Source organism: Pseudomonas sp. Leaf129 (genome assembly GCF_001423465.1).
In the GTDB taxonomy this organism is placed as follows: Bacteria; Pseudomonadota; Gammaproteobacteria; order Pseudomonadales; family Pseudomonadaceae; genus Aquipseudomonas; species Aquipseudomonas coleopterorum.
The window spans coordinates 466,478-487,120 of the sequence record NZ_LMOC01000001.1 but is presented as its reverse complement, the minus strand read 5'-3'; the positions used below and the strand labels follow the sequence as shown (position 1 = coordinate 487,120).

17 protein-coding genes are annotated in these 20,643 nt (G+C 62.1%); 8 read left to right on the top strand and 9 right to left on the bottom strand.

What is annotated here, in order from left to right; genetic code table 11:
- Positions 1-83: 83 nt before the first annotated feature.
- The 3 genes from glgB to ASF66_RS02180 all read right to left on the bottom strand — a co-directional run bounded on the left by glgB (position 84) and on the right by ASF66_RS02180 (position 7,769).
- Positions 84-2,327 carry a 1,4-alpha-glucan branching protein GlgB gene (gene glgB, locus ASF66_RS02190; RefSeq protein ID WP_056842531.1) on the bottom strand — a complete coding sequence of 748 codons (2,244 nt, stop codon included), beginning with the start codon at positions 2,325-2,327 and terminating at the stop codon, positions 84-86.
- Complete coding sequence (gene treS / locus ASF66_RS02185; RefSeq protein WP_056842530.1) at positions 2,324-5,647, bottom strand: maltose alpha-D-glucosyltransferase; 3,324 nt, start codon at positions 5,645-5,647, stop codon at positions 2,324-2,326. Before treS ends, glgB begins: the two co-directional genes overlap by 4 nt.
- Positions 5,648-5,741: 94 nt before the next feature.
- Positions 5,742-7,769: an alpha-1,4-glucan--maltose-1-phosphate maltosyltransferase gene (locus ASF66_RS02180; RefSeq protein ID WP_056842529.1), complete on the bottom strand. Its 2,028-nt coding sequence runs from the start codon at positions 7,767-7,769 to the stop codon at positions 5,742-5,744.
- Between the two features lie 220 nt (positions 7,770-7,989).
- Here ASF66_RS02180 and ASF66_RS22710 point away from each other — a divergent pair, with 220 nt between their 5' ends.
- The 3 genes from ASF66_RS22710 to ASF66_RS02170 all read left to right on the top strand — a co-directional run bounded on the left by ASF66_RS22710 (position 7,990) and on the right by ASF66_RS02170 (position 11,694).
- Positions 7,990-8,154, top strand: coding sequence for a hypothetical protein (locus ASF66_RS22710; protein WP_177331279.1), 165 nt, complete (start codon positions 7,990-7,992; stop codon positions 8,152-8,154).
- Between the two features lie 105 nt (positions 8,155-8,259).
- Positions 8,260-9,675, top strand: coding sequence for a GntR family transcriptional regulator MpaR (mapR, locus tag ASF66_RS02175; protein ID WP_056842528.1), 1,416 nt, complete (start codon positions 8,260-8,262; stop codon positions 9,673-9,675).
- Between the two features lie 630 nt (positions 9,676-10,305).
- Complete coding sequence (locus tag ASF66_RS02170) at positions 10,306-11,694, top strand: MFS transporter (protein ID WP_049860144.1); 1,389 nt, start codon at positions 10,306-10,308, stop codon at positions 11,692-11,694.
- Between the two features lie 53 nt (positions 11,695-11,747).
- Here ASF66_RS02170 and ASF66_RS02165 read toward each other — a convergent pair whose 3' ends face one another.
- On the bottom strand, positions 11,748-12,284 hold the full coding sequence (locus ASF66_RS02165; protein ID WP_049860143.1) for a hypothetical protein: 537 nt from the start codon (positions 12,282-12,284) through the stop codon (positions 11,748-11,750).
- A 341-nt stretch (positions 12,285-12,625) separates the two neighbouring features.
- On the opposite strand from ASF66_RS02165, the gene ASF66_RS02160 reads away from it, so the two are divergent.
- The 3 genes from ASF66_RS02160 to ASF66_RS02150 all read left to right on the top strand — a co-directional run bounded on the left by ASF66_RS02160 (position 12,626) and on the right by ASF66_RS02150 (position 14,670).
- The gene (locus ASF66_RS02160; protein ID WP_049860142.1) at positions 12,626-13,921 is read left to right on the top strand and encodes an Nramp family divalent metal transporter; all 1,296 of its coding nucleotides are present in this window, start codon (positions 12,626-12,628) and stop codon (positions 13,919-13,921) included.
- A gap of 142 nt (positions 13,922-14,063) precedes the next feature.
- Entirely contained in the window at positions 14,064-14,399 is a 336-nt protein-coding gene (locus ASF66_RS02155) for a hypothetical protein (protein WP_056842527.1), read from the top strand.
- Between the two features lie 34 nt (positions 14,400-14,433).
- A complete protein-coding gene (locus tag ASF66_RS02150) occupies positions 14,434-14,670 on the top strand; it encodes a hypothetical protein (protein ID WP_056842526.1) in 237 nt (78 codons plus the stop codon).
- Between the two features lie 24 nt (positions 14,671-14,694).
- Here the strand turns inward: ASF66_RS02150 and ASF66_RS02145 are convergent, their stop codons facing one another.
- The 4 genes from ASF66_RS02145 to ASF66_RS02130 all read right to left on the bottom strand — a co-directional run bounded on the left by ASF66_RS02145 (position 14,695) and on the right by ASF66_RS02130 (position 17,958).
- Positions 14,695-14,973 (bottom strand): hypothetical protein, encoded by a 279-nt coding sequence (locus tag ASF66_RS02145; RefSeq protein WP_156463111.1) that lies wholly within the window; start codon positions 14,971-14,973, stop codon positions 14,695-14,697.
- 116 nt (positions 14,974-15,089) lie between these two features.
- Positions 15,090-16,508 carry a short-chain fatty acid transporter gene (locus ASF66_RS02140; protein WP_056842524.1) on the bottom strand — a complete coding sequence of 473 codons (1,419 nt, stop codon included), beginning with the start codon at positions 16,506-16,508 and terminating at the stop codon, positions 15,090-15,092.
- A 55-nt stretch (positions 16,509-16,563) separates the two neighbouring features.
- Positions 16,564-17,220, bottom strand: coding sequence for a CoA transferase subunit B (locus tag ASF66_RS02135; RefSeq protein WP_049860138.1), 657 nt, complete (start codon positions 17,218-17,220; stop codon positions 16,564-16,566).
- A 39-nt stretch (positions 17,221-17,259) separates the two neighbouring features.
- Positions 17,260-17,958 carry a CoA transferase subunit A gene (locus tag ASF66_RS02130; protein WP_049860137.1) on the bottom strand — a complete coding sequence of 233 codons (699 nt, stop codon included), beginning with the start codon at positions 17,956-17,958 and terminating at the stop codon, positions 17,260-17,262.
- A gap of 129 nt (positions 17,959-18,087) precedes the next feature.
- On the opposite strand from ASF66_RS02130, the gene ASF66_RS02125 reads away from it, so the two are divergent.
- Positions 18,088-18,981 carry a LysR family transcriptional regulator gene (locus ASF66_RS02125; protein ID WP_056842523.1) on the top strand — a complete coding sequence of 298 codons (894 nt, stop codon included), beginning with the start codon at positions 18,088-18,090 and terminating at the stop codon, positions 18,979-18,981.
- 245 nt (positions 18,982-19,226) lie between these two features.
- Positions 19,227-20,048: an aldo/keto reductase gene (locus tag ASF66_RS02120; RefSeq protein WP_056842522.1), complete on the top strand. Its 822-nt coding sequence runs from the start codon at positions 19,227-19,229 to the stop codon at positions 20,046-20,048.
- Between the two features lie 30 nt (positions 20,049-20,078).
- Here the strand turns inward: ASF66_RS02120 and ASF66_RS02115 are convergent, their stop codons facing one another.
- Positions 20,079-20,612 carry a DUF4174 domain-containing protein gene (locus ASF66_RS02115; protein WP_056842521.1) on the bottom strand — a complete coding sequence of 178 codons (534 nt, stop codon included), beginning with the start codon at positions 20,610-20,612 and terminating at the stop codon, positions 20,079-20,081.
- Between the last annotated feature and the right edge of the window lie 31 nt (positions 20,613-20,643).

The following is a 20,643-nucleotide window of genomic DNA, read 5'->3' as shown; positions in this document are numbered from 1 at the left end:
TAACGCCGGTTTGACAGCGCGGCAGGCCGTGTGAACGGCTGATAAAAAAAGGGGCTTCTTGAAGAAGCCCCTTTTCGTTGGCATCAACCCTGGATATCAGCTCGGGTAGGACGCAGGATCAGCACGCCCAGCGGTGGCAGATTGAGGGTGATCGAGTGCGGCTGGCCATGGCTGCCCTCCTCGCTGGCAAACACCTTGCCGCCATTGCCGTAGTTGGAACCGGCGTATTGCTCCGCATCGCTGTTGAGGAGCTCTTCCCACTCACCGCCAAACGGTATGCCCACGGTGTAGCTCTCGCGTGGCACCGGGGTGAAGTTGGCGACCACCAGTACCGGCTCGCCGCTAGCGCTCCAGCGCAGCCACGCAAAGACACTGTTGGTGGCGTCATCACCGATGATCCATTGGAAGCCTTCAGGATGGCAGTCCTGCTGGTGCAGGGCCGGTACGTCGCGGTACAACCGATTCAAGTCGGCGACCAGCTGCTGCACACCCGAGTGCTCCGAGTACTGCGTGAGGTACCAGTCCAACTGATGGTCGTGGTTCCACTCGCGCCACTGGCCGAATTCGCAGCCCATGAACAGCAGCTTCTTGCCGGGGTGGGTCCACATGAAGGTCAGGTAGGCCCGCAGGTTGGCGAACTGCTGCCAGCGGTCGCCCGGCATCTTGTCGATCAGCGAATGCTTGCCGTGCACCACTTCGTCATGGGAGATCGGCAGCACGAAGTGTTCGGAATAGGCGTACACCAAGCCAAAGCTCAATTGGCTGTGGTGATGCGGCCGATGGATCGGGTCGTTCTGGATATAGTTGAGCGTGTCGTGCATCCAGCCCATGTTCCACTTGTAGTCGAAGCCCAGGCCACCCTCTTGAGTCGGCTGGGTAACACCCGGCCATGCCGTGGATTCTTCGGCAATCACCATGGCACCCGGTGCCTCCTGTTTCACCACGTCGTTGAGGTGACGCAGGAACGCGATGGTTTCCAGGTTTTCTCGACCGCCGTATTGATTGGGAATCCACTCACCGGCTTTGCGTGAATAATCGCGGTACAGCATCGACGCCACGGCATCCACACGCAGCCCGTCGATGTGGAAGTGCTTGAGCCAGTGCACCGCAGACGCGATCATGAAACCGTGGACTTCAGTGCGGCCCAGGTTATAGATCAGCGTATTCCAATCCTGGTGGAAGCCTTCCAGCGGGTTGTCGTACTCGTACAGCGCCGTGCCATCGAAGCGTGCCAGACCGTGTTCGTCGGTCGGGAAATGCGCAGGTACCCAGTCGAGGATCACGCCGATTTCGGCTTTGTGGCAGGCATTGACGAATGCCGCGAAGTCTTCCGGTGTGCCATAGCGAGCCGACGGCGCGAACTGCGACAGCGGCTGGTAGCCCCACGAACCACCGAACGGATGCTCCATGATCGGCAGCAGTTCGATGTGGGTGAACCCCATCTTCTGCACGTAGGGAATCAGGCGCTCGGCCAATTCGTGCCAGTTGTAGGGACGGACCACTTCACCCGCTTCATCGAGTTCGCACATCCACGAACCGGCATGCAGCTCGTAGATGGACTGCGGCGCACCGATGGCGTGACGTTCGGCACGAACGTCGAGCCAGGCGTCATCGTCCCAGGCAAACTGCATCGGCTTGGCCACTCGCGACGCGGTCGACGGCGGCAGCTCGGTGCACAGCGCAATGGGGTCGGCCTTCAACGGCAGGATGCCGTGCTGCCCGAGAATTTCGTACTTGTACGGTTCGCCCGGTTGCAGCGCCGGGATGAACAGTTCCCAGACCCCGGATGGAAAGCGCTGACGCATCGGATGGCGACGGCCATCCCAGACGTTGAAGTCACCGACCACCGAAACGCGCTTGGCGTTGGGTGCCCAGACGGCAAAGCGGGTGCCCTGGACACCGTCGATCTCGATGAACTGCGCCCCGAATACACTGCCCAGGTTGCGGTGCTTGCCTTCGGCAAACAGATAGATGTCCATGTCGCCCAGCAAGTTGCCGTAGCTGTACGGATCTTCACTGACCTGCACACCACCGGCCCACTGCACGCGCAGCAGGTACGGCTGGCTCTGCTCGATGTGGCCGGTGAACAGCCCAGGCACATCGCCCTGGTCGAGCGTGTTCAACGGGTGACCACCGTCCTTGGCCAGTACCTGTACGCTCAATGCTGTGGGCAGATAGGCACGAATGTAGCTGCCCGTACCGCCATCGCTGTGGGCACCCAGAACCGAGAACGGATCGGAATGATCGGCACGGATCAGCGCCTCGATATCGGCTTTTGCCGGCAACGCGCCAACATCACGCTTGCCCTGTTCGCTGTGCGCACTCATTGCTTATTCTCCCTCGTACTCAAGAGCCCGAACAGTCCGTGCAAGGGCACGGCCAACCAGCTCGGGCGATTCTCCGCTTCATAAGCGATCTCGTAGGCAGCCTTTTCAAGGCTGAACAAATCCAGTGCAGCGCGGGCACCCTCAGGGTTCTGCCACTGATGGGGCACGGCCTGGGTCGCCAGGTCATAGGCGCCGATGAAGGCTTGACGGGCTTCTGCCAGGTAACGCTTGGCCACGCGCTGACGCGCCAGCGCCGCCTCATCGGAGGCATCCGTGCTCTGCACATTGCGCACGGCCATGGCCGCCGCGTAGTCGAAGGAGCGCAGCACACCGCCGACGTCTTTGTAAGGGCTGTATTTGGCTCGACGCTCTTCGAGGGGCCGAGCCGGCTCGCCTTCGAAGTCGATCAGGTAGGCATCGCCCTGCACCACCAGCATCTGACCCAGGTGCAGGTCGCCATGCACACGCATGATCAAGCCACCGATGGCTTGCCGGCTGAGTTGCTGCACATGGGCCAGCAGCGTCTCGCGCTCGCTCAACAGTTCAGCCACCAAGGCCTGATCCTGCTCGGCGAAATCGGCGCGACGCTGTTCGAGCAGGTTCAGTGCCCGTTCGACCTGGCTGGAGATACTCACGGTCCAGCTCTGGGCGTCTTTCTCGGTGCTCACGCGGGCCAGGAAATCAGCCTGCGCACCGGGTGCGGCCAGGGCCACGTGCATCTCGCCCAGGCGTTGGCCCAACATGGCGGCAAAGTCGGCCAGTTCGCCCAAGGCGTCGTAGCGCTGACCCTGTTCGGCATGGGCGAAGGCCATTTCATCGCGAATGGCGCGTTCGAGGTTGTTCTGTGTCCACTCCCAGGCGTCGCCCTGATTGTTCAGATAGCCCTGGGCAATCATCAACAGGTGCGGGGTGCCGCTGGCATCCACACGGCTGACCGAGCCCATCAGAGGCGAGATATTGGCGTAGCCGGCAGCGGTCAGGTAGGCGCCCATCTCAAGCTCGGGGTGAATGCCGCCACTCACGCGACGGATCATCTTCAACACCAGGCTGCCGCTCACCACCACCGAACTGTTGGACTGCTCGGCCGACAGGTAGCGGATGACCGAGCTCTGCTCCAGCTTCAACGCTGCCAGGTGATTGGTGGCCTGGAAACAAATCTCGCCTTCGGCGCTGGACAATGTCTTCTGCACCTGCAGCCCTTCGATCACCGAATGGATGAAGCTTTCCAGCACGAAGGCATCGGTGATCAAACCGACTTCACGGCCGCGTCGAACCCGCGACAGCGCCAGTTGCAACGGCAGCGGCGAACCGCTGTGGTCTTCGGGGATGAAGCCGAACGGGAACTGGTAGCGGCTGGTCTGCCCACCGGCTGTGACTTCCAGCTCGCTGAACAGCACCGGATTCTGCGCGGTGCCGAAGCGCACGCCGTAGGCGATGCGCAGGTTGTCGATGGCAACGTCCTTGCCACCGAACCAGCGGCGCTTGGGCAGGTACTGCATCAATGACGTGTGTTCCAGAGTGCTGCGCGACGGCTCGTCGAGCAACTCCTCCATCCGTTGTTTCAACACCAGGGTCTGGAAGTCAGGCATGCTTTGGGCCGGTTCGACGTGCCAACTCGGCATCTGGGTTTCGCTGGCCAGCAGGAACCAATAGAAGCCGTAGGGTGGCAAGGTCAGCAGAAAATTCAGCTGACCGATGGGAGGGAAGGCGCTGCCACCGAGCATTTCCACCGGCACCATGCCGGCGTACTGGGACAGATCCAATTCAGCCGCTTGGGCGGCACGCGAGACGTTGGCGACACACAACACGATCTCGGTCTTGCCATCGCTACCGGTGTATTCGCGCACGTAGGCCAGAATGCGTCGGTTGGTCGGCGTGAGCATGGTCAGGCTGCCCCGGCCGAATGCCTTCTGCTGGCGGCGCACGGCGAGCATGCGCCGGGTCCAGTTGAGCAGCGAATGCGGATCGTTGGCCTGGGTCTCGACGTTGACCGACTGGTAGCCATACAGCGGATCCATGATCGGCGGCAATACCAGGCTGGCCGGGTCGGCGCGGGAGAAGCCGCCGTTGCGGTCGATCGACCACTGCATCGGCGTGCGCACGCCGTCCCGATCGCCCAGGTAGATGTTGTCGCCCATGCCGATTTCGTCACCGTAATACAGGGTCGGTGTACCGGGCATGGACAACAGCAGGCTGTTGAGCAGCTCGACACGGCGGCGGTCCCGTTCCAGCAGCGGCGCCAGGCGACGACGAATGCCGAGATTGATCCGCGCCCGGCTGTCGGCAGCGTAGTAGTTCCACAGGTAGTCACGTTCACGATCGGTGACCATTTCCAGGGTCAGTTCATCGTGGTTGCGCAGAAAGATCGCCCATTGGCAATTGGCCGGGATCGCCGGAGTCTGACGCAGGATGTCAGTGACCGGGAACCGGTCTTCCTGGGCCAGCGCCATGTACATGCGCGGCATCAACGGGAAGTGAAAGGCCATGTGGCATTCGTCGCCGTCGTCGCCCTTCGCCTCGCCGAAATACAGCTGGGTGTCTTCCGGCCACTGGTTGGCTTCGGCCAAGAGCATGCGATCGGGGTAGTTGGCATCGATCTCGGCACGGATCTGCTTGAGCACCTGATGGGTCTCGGCCAGGTTCTCGTTGTTGGTGCCGTCACGCTCGATCAGGTACGGAATGGCATCGAGGCGCAAGCCGTCGATGCCCATGTCCAACCAGTAGCGCATCACATCGATGACCGCTTTCATCACCTGCGGATTGTCGAAATTCAGGTCAGGCTGATGGGAATAGAACCGGTGCCAGAAATACTGACCGGCCACAGGATCCCAGGTCCAGTTGGATTTTTCGGTGTCCAGAAAGATGATCCGCGTGCCGTCGTATTTGTCGTCGCTGTCGGACCACACATAGAAATCGCGGGCCTTGGAGCCTTTCTTGGCTTTGCGCGCACGCTGAAACCAGGGGTGCTGGTCGGAGGTGTGGTTGATCACCAGTTCGGTGATCACTCGCAAACCACGCTTGTGCGCCTCGTTGATGAAGCGACGCGCGTCGGCCAGGGTGCCGTAGTCCGGGTGCACAGCCCTGTACTCGGCAATGTCGTAGCCATCGTCGCGACGCGGCGAGGGGTAGAACGGCAACAGCCAGATGGTGTTGACGCCCAGGTCGGCAATGTAATCGAGTTTTGCGATCAACCCCGGAAAGTCACCGATGCCGTCGTTGTCGGAGTCGAAGAACGACTTGACGTGGACCTGATAAATAACCGCGTCCTTGTACCAGAGCGGGTCATCGATGAACGCTTGCGACCGAGGCTTTTTCGCCATTGTTGTTTCCCTGTCTTGAGCGGCTAGGCAACATTGAGTGCAACGTGTGGCCAGGAGTGCAACGTACAGCGAGGGTGCAGCGCGAGACGAGTATTCACACCTCGACGCGCGTCAGCCTCCAGATGCCGAACGGCTGGTAGCCGGGGTCGATCCGCATGAACTGGGTCTTGCCATGCCACGTCCAGCGGTGCCCGGTCATCAGGTCTTCGCCGTTGGTGGATACATTGTCGTCCAGCCCCAGCTCCCACAACGGCAGCTCGAAATGGGCTTCCTGAACGTTGTGCGGATCCAGGCTGACCGCGACCAGTACATAGTTGCTGCGGTCGGCCGTGCGCTTGCCGAAATACAGGATGTTGTCGTTGTAGCATTGAAAGAACTCGACGCCCAGATGTGTTTGCAGCGCCGGGTTCTGACGACGGATACGGTTGAGCTGGGCAATCTCGGCAATGATGTTGCCCGGCGCGGTGTAATCCCGTGGTCGGATCTCGTATTTCTCCGAGTCCAGGTACTCTTCCTTGCCGGGGATCGGCGCCGATTCACACAGTTCGAAACCCGAGTACATGCCCCACAGGCCCGAACCCATGGTCGCCAGCGCGGCGCGGATGAGGAACCCGGCGCGGCCGCTGTCATGCAGGAAAAACGGGTTGATGTCCGGCGTATTGACGAAGAAATTCGGCCGGTAGCAGTGGGCCCAGGGTGCCTGGTTCAACTGAGTGAAATAGGTGGTCAGCTCAGGCTTGGTGTTGCGCCAGGTGAAGTAGGTGTAGCTCTGGGAATACCCGACCTTGCCCAGGCGCGCCATCATCGCAGGCTTGGTGAACGCCTCGGCCAGAAACATCACGCTTGGGTCCTTGCTGCGGATATCGGCAATCAGCCATTGCCAGAACGGCAGCGGTTTGGTGTGCGGATTGTCGACGCGGAAGATCTTCACGCCCTCCTCGACCCAACCCCAGACCACATCGCGCAGCTCGGTCCATAGACCCGGCACGGCATCGGCTGCGTAAAAATCAACGTTGACGATGTCCTGGTATTTCTTCGGCGGGTTTTCCGCGTAGCGGATGGTGCCGTCCGGGCGCCAGCTGAACCAGCCCGGATGCTCCTTGAGCCACAGGTGATCCTGCGAGCACTGGATGGCGAAATCCAGGGCGATTTCCAGACCATGCTCGGCAGCAGCAGCCACCAATGCACGGAAGTCTTCGCGGGTACCCAACTGCGGGTGAATGGCCTCGTGTCCGCCTTCGGCGCTGCCGATGGCGTACGGGCTGCCGGGATCGTCCGGGCCTGCAGTCAGGGAGTTGTTCGGGCCCTTGCGGTGCGCACGGCCGATCGGATGGATCGGCGGGAAATACAGCACGTCGAAATTCATGTCGCGAATCATCGGCAGACGGCTGTGCACGTCGTTGAAGGTGCCGTGGCGCGCCTTGTCGTCGGTGATCGAACGCGGGAACAGCTCGTACCAGCTGGCGAACTGCGCCAGTTCCCGTTCCACGTCCAGAGGGAATTCGATGCTGGTGCACAGGAAGGCACGATGGTCGGCCAGGGACATCAGCGCCTGGGTATCACGCTGCAACAGCAGCGCAACCTTGGCGTCCTGATCCAACCCCTGCAGTTCATCGTGAAGCTGACGCAGCTGGCGAGCCAGGGTGTCCTGGCTGCGCGCGGCGGCCTGTTCGAGGTGCAGGCGACCCTCTTCCAGTTCGAGCTCGATAGTGACGCCGGCAGCGAACTTCTTTTCCAGCTCGTAACGGTAGCTGGCGAACTGGTCGATCCACGCATCGATGCAGTAGGCATGGGTGCCGACGCTGTCGATGACCAGTTCCGCTTCCCAGCTGTCGTTGCCCAGTTCGCGCATGCTAGTGCTGTGCCAGGTGTCGGAGCCGGCCTCGTGCCAGCGCAGCACCACGGCCAGTTTGTCGTGGCCATCGGCATAGACCTTGGTGCTGACCGTAACGGTCTGGCCAACGATGGCCTTGACGGCGAACTGCCCACCGTCGATGGCAGGCTGAGTGTCTTCGATCACGATCCGTGGCAGCAGCAGCGCCTGGGACAGGCTCAGCACATGGTCTGGCGTCTGTGCATCGGTCGCGTTCTGGTCCGTCGGGATAGTCTGATCAGCCGTCATCGAGCCTTGCTCCTGTGCGTCGCCTGGACGCTGTTGTGCTTGTGCAAGCGGTGAAGTGAATCGGGTTTTTCAATCGCTTAGGTTCGGAGCCGGGCCGGGTGGGAAAGTTCATATGCCTTTGCAGCTTCAATGTACCGGCCAGGGAGCCAAATGGTGGTCTGCGGTGTCCACCGCAGGCACTACTCTTCCTCCTTGTCCTTCACTTTGCAGAGGTAGCGCCATGAGCCTTCCACTTCCACCCGGAACCCCCGATCCCAACATCGACGAGCCGAACCTGCCGCCGTCGTCGCCAAGCGATGAACCCGAGGGGGTGCCTGTGCAACCCACGGTACCACCCACACCGGTTGGCGACCCACCCGCCGACCCTGTGCCTCTGCAAGGCTGAAACAACGCGCACAGCAGTCAGACGGTGCCAGTCACGTCTGTCGGCTGTGCGCGGGGCCGCCCGGGTGGCATAGTGCAGCCCTTGCCCAAGACCGCCAGGCCGGTAATGAAACGTTACGAGAAATTCGCTGCCCATATCGCCGAGCTGATCCGCACCGGCGTGCTCAAGCCCGATGAGCGCGTACCCTCAGTGCGTCATGCCAGCCAGACCCAGGGCGTAAGTCCTTCGACGGTGTTCCAGGCTTACTACCTGCTCGAACGCCGAGGCCTGATCCGCGCCCGGCCCCGCTCGGGTTACTTCGTCAATGCGCTGGCCGAGCGTGCTTTGGAAGAACCCCAGGTGGAAACGCAGACACTGGCGGAGTCGACCGATGTCGACGTTAGCGAACTGGTGTTCTCCATCCTCGATTCGATCAAGGACCCGAACACGGTCGCCCTGGGCTCGGCGTTCCCCAGCCCCGAACTGTTTCCCCTGCCGCGCCTGGCCCGCTCCCTGGCCAGCACCAGCCGCGCCATGCAGCCGCGCGAAACGGTGACCGATCTGTCGCCCGGCAGTCCGGAGCTGCGCCGGCAGATCGCCTTGCGCTATAACATCGCCGGGATGACCCTGCCGGTCGAAGAGTTGCTGATCACCAACGGCGCGCTGGAAGCATTGAACCTGTGCCTACAGGCGGTGACCGAGCCGGGCGACATGGTGGCCATCGAAGCACCGGCTTTCTATGCCTGCCTGCAAGTGCTTGAGCGACTCAAACTCAAGGCCGTGGAGATTCCCACGCATCCGCGCGAGGGGCTCGATGTGGATGCCCTGGCCAATGCCCTGCAACGCCTGCCGATCAAGGCCTGCTGGTGCATGCCGACCTTCCAGAATCCGGTCGGCGCGAGCATGCCCGAGGCACGCAAGCGTCAATTGGTGGAGCTATTGCACCAGCACCAGGTGCCCTTGATCGAGGACGATGTGTACGCCGAGCTGTACTTCGGCCAGCACGCGCCACGTCCGGCCAAGGCCTACGACCGCGACGGCTGGGTGCTGCATTGCGGTTCGTTCGCCAAGAGCCTCGCACCGGGCTATCGCATCGGTTGGGTGGCCGCCGGACGCTTTGCGCAGAAGGTCGAGCGGTTGAAGATCATGACTTCGATCTGCGCGTCGGTACCGGGTCAGGCGGCGATCGCCGATTATCTCCAGCACGGTGGTTACGATCGCCATCTGCATCGGTTGCGCGATGCGCTGCAAAGTCAGCAGCACGCGATGATGGCGGCGATCGCACGGTACTTTCCCGAAGAGACGCGAGTGAGCCGTCCCGACGGCGGTTATTTTCTCTGGCTCGAGCTGCCGCCGCGGGTCGACTCTCTGCAGTTGTTCCGTCTCGCGCTGGCGCAAGGCATCAGCATCGCACCGGGGCCGATCTTTTCGGCCAGTGGCCGTTTCGGCAACTGCATCCGGCTGAATTACGGCACGCCGATGGACAAGGTGCAATTGGCGGCCATGCAGACACTGGGCAACCTGGTCCGGGAGTTGGCCTGACCCACGGCGGCGTCCGCCGACGCGGCTTGCACCGCTGCTACAGGGGGCGCGCACAACGTGGTTACACATTTGGCGGGGATTCGGGATGGGCAACTTGATGCTCGATTTGGCCTTATTCTGGGCTTCGCCTGCCGACGCGGCTCGCGCCGCTGCTACAGGGGAGGGTGCACGGCGTGGTTAAGCATTTCATGGGGATTCGCGATCCCCTGTAGCAGCGGCGCGAGCCGCGTCCGGTTTCAACGCAGGGCATCTGGCACACTGCAGGGGCCGTCGACGCGGCTGGCGCCTCTCGTGAACCTCCAACAAATGTGTGCGATCAGCGGCTACAATACCAAGCAAGCTAGGCAATGAGAGCGACCGCCGAGACACCGTTTAGTCGTTGGCGAACCGCTCTAGACCGCCACTTTCGATTGAAACAGAAAGTCACTTGGGGCAGTCTTGCACGCAGAACGAACGGATCGTCGCTGCAACCCGCGTGTGCAGCCGTATTGACACTCATTCGACGCCACTGCTAAACATTAACTACCCAGTTAGTTTTGCCTCTCCTCCGCGCTCGCAAGCTTGCCTGCAGGGGGTAGAAACGAAGCCAACGGTTCCAATGCTTCATAATAAAAACAACGGAGACACAGCATGGCGCATGCTCAGTCAGAATCGCACGGCTCGCAGCAAACAAAGAAGGCCACCGCCAGCGGATGGGTCGGTTCCGCCCTGGAATACTACGACTTCTTCATTTATGCCCAAGCCGCGGCGCTGATCTTCCCGCAGATCTTTTTCCCCAACACCGACCCCAAGGTCGCCATCGTTGCCTCGCTGGCCACCTACGGCGTGGGCTATGTTGCCCGCCCCATCGGTGCGTTTTTCCTGGGCCACTGGGGCGATACGCGCGGCCGCAAGAACGTCTTGCTGCTGTGCATGTTCCTCATGGGTTTCGCCACCATGGCCGTGGGCCTGCTCCCCACCTACAGTCAGGTCGGCCTCTGGGCACCGGCCATGCTGGTGGTACTGCGCCTGATCCAGGGTTTCGCAGTAGCGGGGGAAATCTCCGGGGCCAGTTCGATGATTCTCGAACATGCGCCCTTCGGCAGACGTGGCTACTACGCCAGTTTCACCTTGCAGGGCGTGCAGGCCGGACAGATCTTCGCTGCGGCGATCTTCCTGCCCCTGGCCTACTTCATGCCGGATGAAGCGTTCAACTCGTGGGGCTGGCGGATTCCGTTCCTGCTCAGCGCCGTGGTGCTGATCGCCGGCTACATCATCCGTCGCGAAGTCAATGAAACCCCGGCTTTCGAAACCGTGGAAGCGCGCGCCGCCATCCCCAAATCCCCGGTCGTCGAGGCGTTCAAGCACAGCTGGCGCAACATGGGCCTGGTCATGTGCATGGCGCTGATGAACGTCATTCCGGTAGTGGCCACCATCTTCGGCGCGGCCTACGCCGTGCAACCGGCCTACGGCATCGGTTTCGCAAAGAGTGTGTACCTGTGGATTCCGGTGGTCGGCAACATCGTCGCGGTGTGCGTGATTCCCTTCGTGGGCAATCTCTCCGACCGCATCGGCCGTCGTCCGATGATCATCGGTGGTGCGCTGAGCTCGGGCATTCTGTCGTTCTTCTACCTGTACGCGATCAGCATCCACAACGTGCCTTTGGCGTTCGGCATGTCGATCCTGATGTGGGGCGTGTTCTATCAGGGCTACAACGCGGTGTTCCCAAGCTTCTACCCCGAGCTGTTCCAGACCCGCTATCGCGTGTCGGCCATGGCCATCTCGCAGAACGTCGGCACCCTGATCACCGCACTGTTGCCCGCCCTGTTCGCAGCGATGGCGCCGCCCGGCTCCACCAACATTCCCATGGTGGTCGGCTCGCTGGCCCTCGGTGTGTGCTGCATCGCAGCGCTGGCAGCGTTCACCGCCAAGGAGACCTACCGCATCCCCATGGCTGATCTGGGCAAACCCGATGCTGCAGCTGTGGATTCCCAGGAATACGAGCGCAGTCGTCAGCAGGCGATAAGCTCGGTGCGTTGATCCGCTGACTCGCCCCACCCGAAGGCCCCTGCAACTGCAGGGGCCTTCTGCATTCAGCCGCCCGGATTGGTGTATTGCGCATACACTGCGAAAACCCCGAGTATCGCCCACAGCACGCTGAACAGAAACGGTGACCTCATCGAGAACATCAACGCCCCGCGCCAGCGTTTCTCGTTGGACTCGCGCTCGCTGAACAGCGGTGATTCGTCATAGGCCGCGCCCATGGCCGGCTCGCTGTCGAGCAGTTGGCTCTGCTTGAAGTGCCAGTGATCGATGATGTCGTAGGCCGAACGAATGCCTGGCCAGGCGTGCAGCGAACTGACCAGACCGAACAGCGCCAACAACGGCGGCACGACCAGGGTAAAAAGCTTGCCCCACTCCGGATTCAGGTTGGCCATGGACGAAGCGTAGGCGATGACCAGGAACGACTGCGCGGAGAGGTAGGCGTCGGTGCGGTTGGAAAGGATGGAGGTTTCGTACTGGATTTCCTTGCGGTAGAAGTCCAGACGGTCCTTGGGGGTACCGAACATCAACACATCGGCCTTGGCATCGGCCGGGGGTGTAACGTCGTCGACAATGATCTTCGACATGAGTGCATTCCTCTTGCGCTAAGGCTCATAAGAAGGCCATTCGCCCAGTTGGTTCAGCCGCGCCCGGTTTGACCGCGTTCCTTCAGACACACCGCATGCGCCGCCGACGCGGCTTGCGCCGCTGCTACATGGATTGCGAACACCGTCGACCGCGTTCGGATCGCGAACCCCTGTAGCAGCGGCGCGAGCCGCGTCAGGGTCACTGGAACACGCAGACACACCCACGAGCGCAGAGAAACATCCACTTACACCTTTTGCAACTCGTCAGGTCATATGACATCCTAACTCATGCTTGAATAACCCACTGTTCCATCCACAAAAACAACAAAGGGAATTCACCCATGACGAGTACCCACTCGCTCGAAAAGAAGGCGGCCGCCCCCACGACTCGCCTGGGCAGGCTCGCCAAGATCGTCGGACCGGGCATCATTGCCGTCCTGTCATGGCTCGGCGCAGGCGACCTGATCACCTCCTCCGTGGCCGGCGCCAACTATGGCTACGCGATGATGTGGGTGCTGGCGGTGTCGCTGCTGCTCAGATTCCTCATCGTCAACATCATTGCCCGCTTCCAGCTGTGCAACAACCAGGGCATGACCATCCTGCAGGGCTACGCGCAACTGCACCCCTTCTTCGCTTGGTTCATGCTGGGGTACGCCCTGATCATGGGTCACCTGACCAATGCGTACATGATCAAGGGCGCTGGTGAAGCACTGGCCACCCTTCTGCACATCAATCAGCCGTTGCTCGCCTCCTTCGCCGTGGTACTGGGCGTGTGGCTGCTGGTGGGTCGCAACATCTACTCGCTGATCGAAGGCGTCATGAAAGGCTTGCTGGCCCTGATGACCCTGGCGTTCATGGCGCTGGCGATCATGTCCAAACCCGATGTGGGCGGCATCCTGGCCGGTACCATCGGTTTTAGCATTCCGCCGGATGAAGGCGTGCACGGTGCCCTTCTGGTAGCCGTTTCGGTGATAGGTGCGGTGGCCGGTTCGATCGCCAACTTCGTGCACCCCTACGTGATGCGCCAGAAAGGCTGGGTCGGCCCGGAACACAAGCGCATCCAGCGCAACGACCTGCTGTTCGCGGTGTTCGTCGGGATCATCATCAACCTGGCCATCTGGGTGGTCGGCGCGGAAATCCTGCGTCCCAACGGGATCGAAGTGAAAACCCTGGACGACCTGGGCGCGGCGCTGCAGATGTTCTTCGGCACCGGCGGCTGGTTGATCTTCTTCGTCGGCGTGTTCGCCACCCTGTTCGCCAGCATCGCCGGCAAGACGACCGCCTTCCCCATGCTGATCACCGATGCCTTCCAGCACATCCGTCCTGAGCGTCGCGAGAAGTACGGCAAGGAATTCCATCACGACCCGATGCACAAGTGGTTCCTGCTGTTCATCCTCGTCACGCCGCTGGTGTGGTCGCTGCCGGGCATGCCTGACTTCGTGACCCTGACCATCGGTGTTAATGCGCTGAACATCATCGGCCTGCCGGTAATCTCCCTCGGCCTGCTGATCATGTCCAACCAGAAGAAGTTGCTCGGCAACTACCGCAACAACTGGTTCGAGAACATCGCCCTGGGCTTCGCCACCATCCTCGCCGTATGGGTCGCCTTCCAGCTGGGCTCGCAGCTGCTCGCCTGACCCTGCCACTGCGGACTGTGTCCGCAGTGCCCCTTTCGCGGCCGTCGCTTGTTTATCGGGCATGCCGTTCGTCGGCACGCGGGCACCACTGACGTGTGCCCGCAGCCCAATGCATGACGCATTCACGAACAAGGAGAGCTCCATGAAAAGCCTGAAACGCATCAACGCAGCCCTGTTGGCAGGCCTGCTGACCGCCGCTGCCGTACCGGCCATGGCCGACAACAGCACCGGCCCGACCAACCCTGCCGCCAAAGGCACCGTGCCCTCGGCCGTAGGCGTACCGTCCGGCACCGGCACCAACATGCCCAATGGCAACACCGACGGTTCCAGCGCGCCGCGTGACGGCACCAGCACTCAGATCAAGCCACAGAACACCGGCAACCCGGAAGGCAGCTCCATGGGCGGCGCGGTAACCAAGCCAGAGTCCGGCAGTCATGACATGGGTGATGGGACTGGCTCTGAAGGCGGCAAGCTCTGATTGGCCCTGCACGCTTGAGCCTAGGGAGAATGATATGAGCGAACACAAGACACCTGCGCCGAACGATGTCGACCATGACACCAGCAGTGCGGCCAACGCCACGCCCAATGACCCGGCGCTTGATCCCGCCGTCAGTCCCGACTCCAATGATCCAACCACAGCCGAAGGCAATCGCTTCAGCCCGGACTTCAAGTCCGAGCCGGAAGTCGATCCTTCGACCAGTGCGGACGATGAGGAAACGGACGCCGATATCGACACCACCGGCGGCTGATCGCCGCTCCCCTTCGAAGGCCGCTCAGCGGCTGATGCGGCTGCGCTCGTTGCGTACGTCGAAAATCAGCTGCCGCGCGGCATCCGAACTGATCAGGCCCTGCTCCCTGAACCTCTCGACTTTGCCTATGATCTGCACTGCAGCCTGATCCAGATCTTTAGAAGCAGCGGTGTGCAGATTGCGAATCTCCCGAAAGATGATCTGATCCACGGGTTCATTCTGCTCGGTATCCCCGCCCGCGCCGTTATCAAGCATTTCCACATCTCCCTGCATCGGTTCACGATGGGGGGGCGTCCAGCCCATCCCCCATTCAACCTAGATGTGTACCCCGAGCGAACGTGCCTGTGCAATAGCTCTCCCTGAATCAGTCGCCCGGCGGGGGAATATTCCCGATCAACGTAACGCAGCTCCTCCACTGGTCAGGGTGCAGTCGGTGGGATGTACGCCAGCGTAGTGCCCAACGCCCAGAGCAGAAACAGCACTAAGGGGGCATGAACCAACAATTGCACGAACGAGAAGCCGATAAGGTCGCGCGCCTTCAGGCCCAAGACGCCCAGCAACGGCAGCATGTAGAACGGGTTGATCAGGTTCGGCAAGGCTTCGGCGGCGTTGTAGATCTGCACCGCCCAACCCAGGTGGTACTGCAGTTCGTTGGCCACCTGCATGACATAGGGCGCCTCGATGATCCATTTGCCCCCGCCGGATGGGATGAAGAATCCCAACACCGCCGAATACACGCCCATGAGCATCGCATAGGTATCGTGGGAGGCGATCTGCACGAAGAAGGTCGAGATGTGGTGAGCCAGGGTCTGCGCGTCGCCGCCCTTGACGGTGGTCATGATGGCGGCGATGGAGCCGTACAGGGGAAATTGAATCAGCACACCGGTGGTCGTCGGCACGGCACGCGCAACGGCATCGAGAAAGCTGCGGGGGCGCCAGTGCAGCAGCAGGCCGAGCATGATGAACAGGAAATTATAGGTATTGAGCCCGGAGATGGCGGTGATCGCCGGCTTGGTGGAGAACTCGTGGAACAGCCATCCTGCGGCGAGCAATACCAGAAAGATAGTGATCAGCGGACTGTATTCCAGCCATTCGCCCGGTCGGCTGCGCTTGCTCAGCGGCGGCAGGCTGAAAGCCGGGTCGACGCCGCAGGCCTGGGCATCGCGGGCCGAGTTCGGGCCGGGCGCGGTGGCATAGGCGACCACCAGCGAAACCACTACCAGCGCCAGCAGCAGTACGCCTGATTGCCAGAGGAAAATGGTCTGGGTGAACGGGATGACACCGGTGATGGACAGGATCGACGGCGGCAGGCTGGCCGGGTTGGCCTGCAACTGCGCCGCCGACGATGACAGGCCCAGGGCCCAGACCGCGCCCAGACCCAGGTACGCTGCAGCGCCGGCGGCGCGATAGTCCATGCGCAGATCGGTGCGGCGCGCCAGCGCGCGCACCAACAAACCGCCGAACACCAGGGACAGGCCCCAGTTGAGCAGCGACGCCACCATCGAGATCAGTGCCACCCAGGCCACTGCCGAGCGTCCATTGCGCGGAATCCGCGCCAGACGGTCGATGAGTTTCACGGCGGGCGGCGAGCTGGCGACGACGTAGCCGCCGATGACCACGAAGGCCATCTGCATGGTGAACGGAATCAGGCTCCAGAAGCCGTCGCCGAACGCGGTGGCCGTGGCCGTCGGGGTACCGCCGATGGCCAGCGCGCCCAATGCGACCAGCAGCACCGCCACGGCGGCGAATACGTAGGAGTCGGGGAACCAGCGCTCGGCCCAGCTCGAACAGCGCAGGGCGAAGCGAGCGTAGCGGCTCTCTTCCAGGTGTGCGGACATGGTGGTGTTTCCTTGTTTTTATAGTTGGAGAGCTGCAGGTGTTGGCAGGAAGTTTTCAGAAACTCATTTCGATCACATCGTCGGCAATGATCAACTTGCCGGCCGTTTTCGCCTTGATTTCGTCGATGCTGACACCCGGCGCCCGCTCCTTGAGGATGAACGCACCGTCTTCGATCTCAAGATAAGCCAAGTCGGTCAGCACCTTGCGAATGCAACCAGCGCCGGTCAGCGGCAGCGTGCAGACAGGCAGCAGTTTCGACTCGCCGTCCTTGGACGCGTGGGTCATGGTGACGATGATGTTCTCCGCGCCGGCCACCAGGTCCATGGCCCCACCCATGCCCTTGACCAGCTTGCCGGGGATCATCCAAGAGGCGATGTTGCCCTGCACGTCCACCTCGAAGGCGCCGAGCACGGTGAGGTCGACATGGCCGCCGCGAATCATCGCGAACGACTGCGCCGAGTCGAAGATGGAGGCGCCCAGGCGCGCGGTCACGGTCTGTTTGCCGGCATTGATCATGTCGGCGTCGACGGTGGCCTCGGTGGGGAATTCGCCCATGCCGAGCAGGCCGTTTTCCGATTGCAGCATCACGTCGATGCCAGGTGGCACGTAGTTGGCCACCAGGGTCGGGATGCCGATGCCCAGGTTCACGTAATAACCGTCCTGCAGTTCGCGCGCCACGCGCTGGGCCATCTGTTCGCGGGTAAGTGCCATGGAAAAAACCTCGTGGGAAACAGCGCAGAAAGGAAACGATCAGGCCTTGAGCGTGCGCTTCTCGATGCGCTTCTCGAAGGTGCCCTGAATCACCCGGTCGACATAGATGCCAGGCGTGTGGATATGCTCGGGCAGCAACACGCCCGGCTCGACGATCTCTTCGACCTCGACCACGGTGATGCGCCCGGCACTGGCGGCCAGCGGATTGAAGTTCTGTGCGGTATGACGATAGACCACGTTGCCGAAGTGGTCGGCCTTCCAGCCTTTGACGATGGCGAAGTCGCCGGTGATGGCTTGTTCCAGAATGTACTGGCGGCCATTGAATTCGCGCACTTCCTTGCCTTCGGCAATCGGTGTGCCGTAGCCGGTGGCAGTGAAAAACGCGGGGATACCGGCACCGCCGGCGCGCATCTTCTCGGCCAGGGTGCCTTGAGGGGTCAGTTCGACTTCCAATTCGCCATCGAGCAACTGCCGCTCGAACAGCGCGTTTTCGCCCACGTAGGAGGCGATCATCTTGCGAATCTGCCGGTCTTCGAGCAGTACACCCAGACCGAAACCGTCGACGCCGCAGTTGTTGGACACCACCGTGAGATCGCGCACGCCCAGCCGCTTGATCTCGGCGATCAGGTTCTCCGGAATGCCGCACAGGCCGAACCCGCCGGCCAGTACCGTCATGCCATCGCGCAGGCCATCGAGCGCCTGTGCGTAGGTTGCCACTCGCTTATCGAGTCCAGCCATGATCGTTCGCCTTTTATTGTTTGTCATGGCGCCGTCCGTGCAGCAACGGCGAGGGTGCAGGTATCTTCTCCCCGCACGGCTAATTTGTTAATTTTGTTTTTCTTCGGTATTGATTGGTTTTCCAAATAGATGAACGTCAAACAGCTCCGCGCCTTTCTCGCCGTGGCCCAGGCCCTAAGCTTTGCCCAGGCGGGCGAAAAACTGCACCTGTCCCAGCCTGCGCTGAGCCTGACCATCAAGGGTCTGGAAGAAGACCTGGGCGGCGCGCTGCTGATCCGTACCACGCGCAGCGTCAGCCTGACGCCCGAAGGCGAAGCCCTGTTGCCGCTGGCCCGGCGCCTGCTGGCGGATTGGGACAACACCGAGGAGTTGCTGCGCCAGCACTTCACCCTGCAATTGGGCAAGGTGTCCATCGCGGCCATGCCGTCGTTCGCCGGCAACCTGTTGCCTGGGGCCCTGCGGATCTTTCGCGACCGCCATCCACGGGTCAATGTCGCCGTGCACGACGTCATCAACGAGCAGGTGGTGGAGATGGTTCGTCACCGCCGCGTGGAGCTGGGCATCGGCTTCGAGCCGGAAAGCACCTCGTCCCTGGTGTTCACGCCCTTCTACACCGACCGCTTCGTGGCCGTGGTGCCGGCCGATTCGTCGCTGGCCGATCAACCGGTACTGACGTGGGCAACCCTGCTGGCCCATGATTTCATCGCGCTGCAGCGACCTTCCGCGGTCCGCCTGCTGCTGGAAAGCGCCGTCAGCGAGGAGCACGGCAAACTGGCGGTGGCGTTCGAAAGTCACCAGTTGAGCACCATCGGGCGCATGGTCGCCCATGGCCTGGGCGTCAGCGCGGTACCGGCCCTGTGCATCGAGCAGATGCACGAACTGGGGGCGCGCTGTGTGCCGCTGGAGTCGCCCAGCGTCGAGCGCCGAATCGGTCTGATGCGCTTGCCGGACCACAAGCTTTCGGCCGCCGCACACGCGCTGATGGAAGTGCTGCTGGAGCACACGGCCCACCGTCGCCAATAGCCTGCTCTCCGTCAGGTTGAACCGCCGCCCGACGACATTGCCAAACCCACACGCCCTACCGCGTCGACGAACCCCGACCCTGTAGCAGCGGCGCGAGCCGCGTCGGCGGTCCATGCGGTGTTTCTGACTCATCGCGTCGAGGCCTGACGCGGCTTGCGCCGCTGCTACAGGTTTTGTAAGGCCGGACGCGGCTTGCGCTGCTGCTACAGGGGCGCTCAATTCCTTTTCCATCAAGGAGCATTGTGATGAACAGCATTGATCTGGCCGGCAGGCCGGTACCACGCATTGGCCAGGGCACCTGGCGCATGGGGGAAGATCCGGCCCGTGCCCGGCAGGAAATCGCCGCGTTGCAGGAAGGCATCGACCTGGGGCTGACCTTGCTCGACACCGCCGAAATGTACGGTGAAGGCGGCTCTGAAAAAATCGTCGGCCAGGCCATCCAGGGCCGCCGGGACCAGGTCACGCTGGTCAGCAAGGTCTACCCCCACAACGCCAGCCTCAAGGGCGTGGCGCAAGCCTGCGAGCGCAGCCTGCAGCGCATGCAGGTGGAGCACATCGACCTGTACCTGCTGCACTGGCGTGGTCAGTACCCGCTGAGCGAAACGGTGGACGCCTTCGAGCGCCTGCGTGAGCAGGGCAAGATCGGCGCCTGGGGCGTGTCGAATTTCGATGTCGATGACATGATCGAGCTGAACGACGAACGCTGTGCGACCAACCAGGTGCTGTACAACCTGGAAGAGCGCGGCATCGAGTTCGACCTGCTGCCCTGGTGTGCCGAGCGGGCAATGCCGGTGATGGCTTACTGTCCGATTGCACAGGGCGGCCGCTTGCTCGACCAACCGGTGTTGCGCCAGGTTGCGCAGCGCCACGGGGTGACGCCGGCGCAAGCCTGCCTGGCCTGGGTCATTCGCCGTGAAGGGGTGATCGCCATCCCCAAAGCGTCCACGGCCGAACATGTGCGCCTGAACGCCGCCGCCCTGCACATCAAACTCGATGCCGAAGATTTCTCCGCGCTGGATCGAGCCTACCCGGCACCGCAACGCAAGCAGCGGCTCAACATGGTCTGAAGCAGCCGCGTGCCGCCGACCGAGGCGCCGTCAATCGTCCAGCGGTTGCGGCGCCTTGCTCGGTTTCGCGGCCTTGGCGGGCTTGTTCGTCGGTTCCTGCGCGGCGGCTGCGACCGGGGCTGGCGCATTGGCCTCCTTCTCGGCTGCGGGCAATTGATCGATGGTACTGAACAACTGCGCAGGCTCGACGTAGCCGGATTGTTCGAGCTTTTTCTCGCCATCCTTGCCCAGCAGCACGAACTTCTGACTGGAACCGGCGCCCAGCTTCAAATCACGGATCAGGGACATGGTTGCCTGCGGGTCGAGGTCCTTGCCGTCACGCTGGCCGATGGTATTGATCACGGTGTAGAGCACCATCCCGCGCTGCTTGAAGCCGTCGCGGTTGGCGGGCTCTTCCAGCGCCTTGCGCAGTTTCAGCAGGTTGGGATCCACCGAACTCGGGGCGATCACCACCAACGGCCGGGCCCGTCCACGGTCCTGGGCCAGGGGGCTATCACCGTCCGCGGCCAGCAGCGGCGCGGCGAAGGCGAACAGTGAGGCGAGGGTCAGCGACCGGATCATCATGCTCCATCTCCTTGACGTATCGATGGCCCAT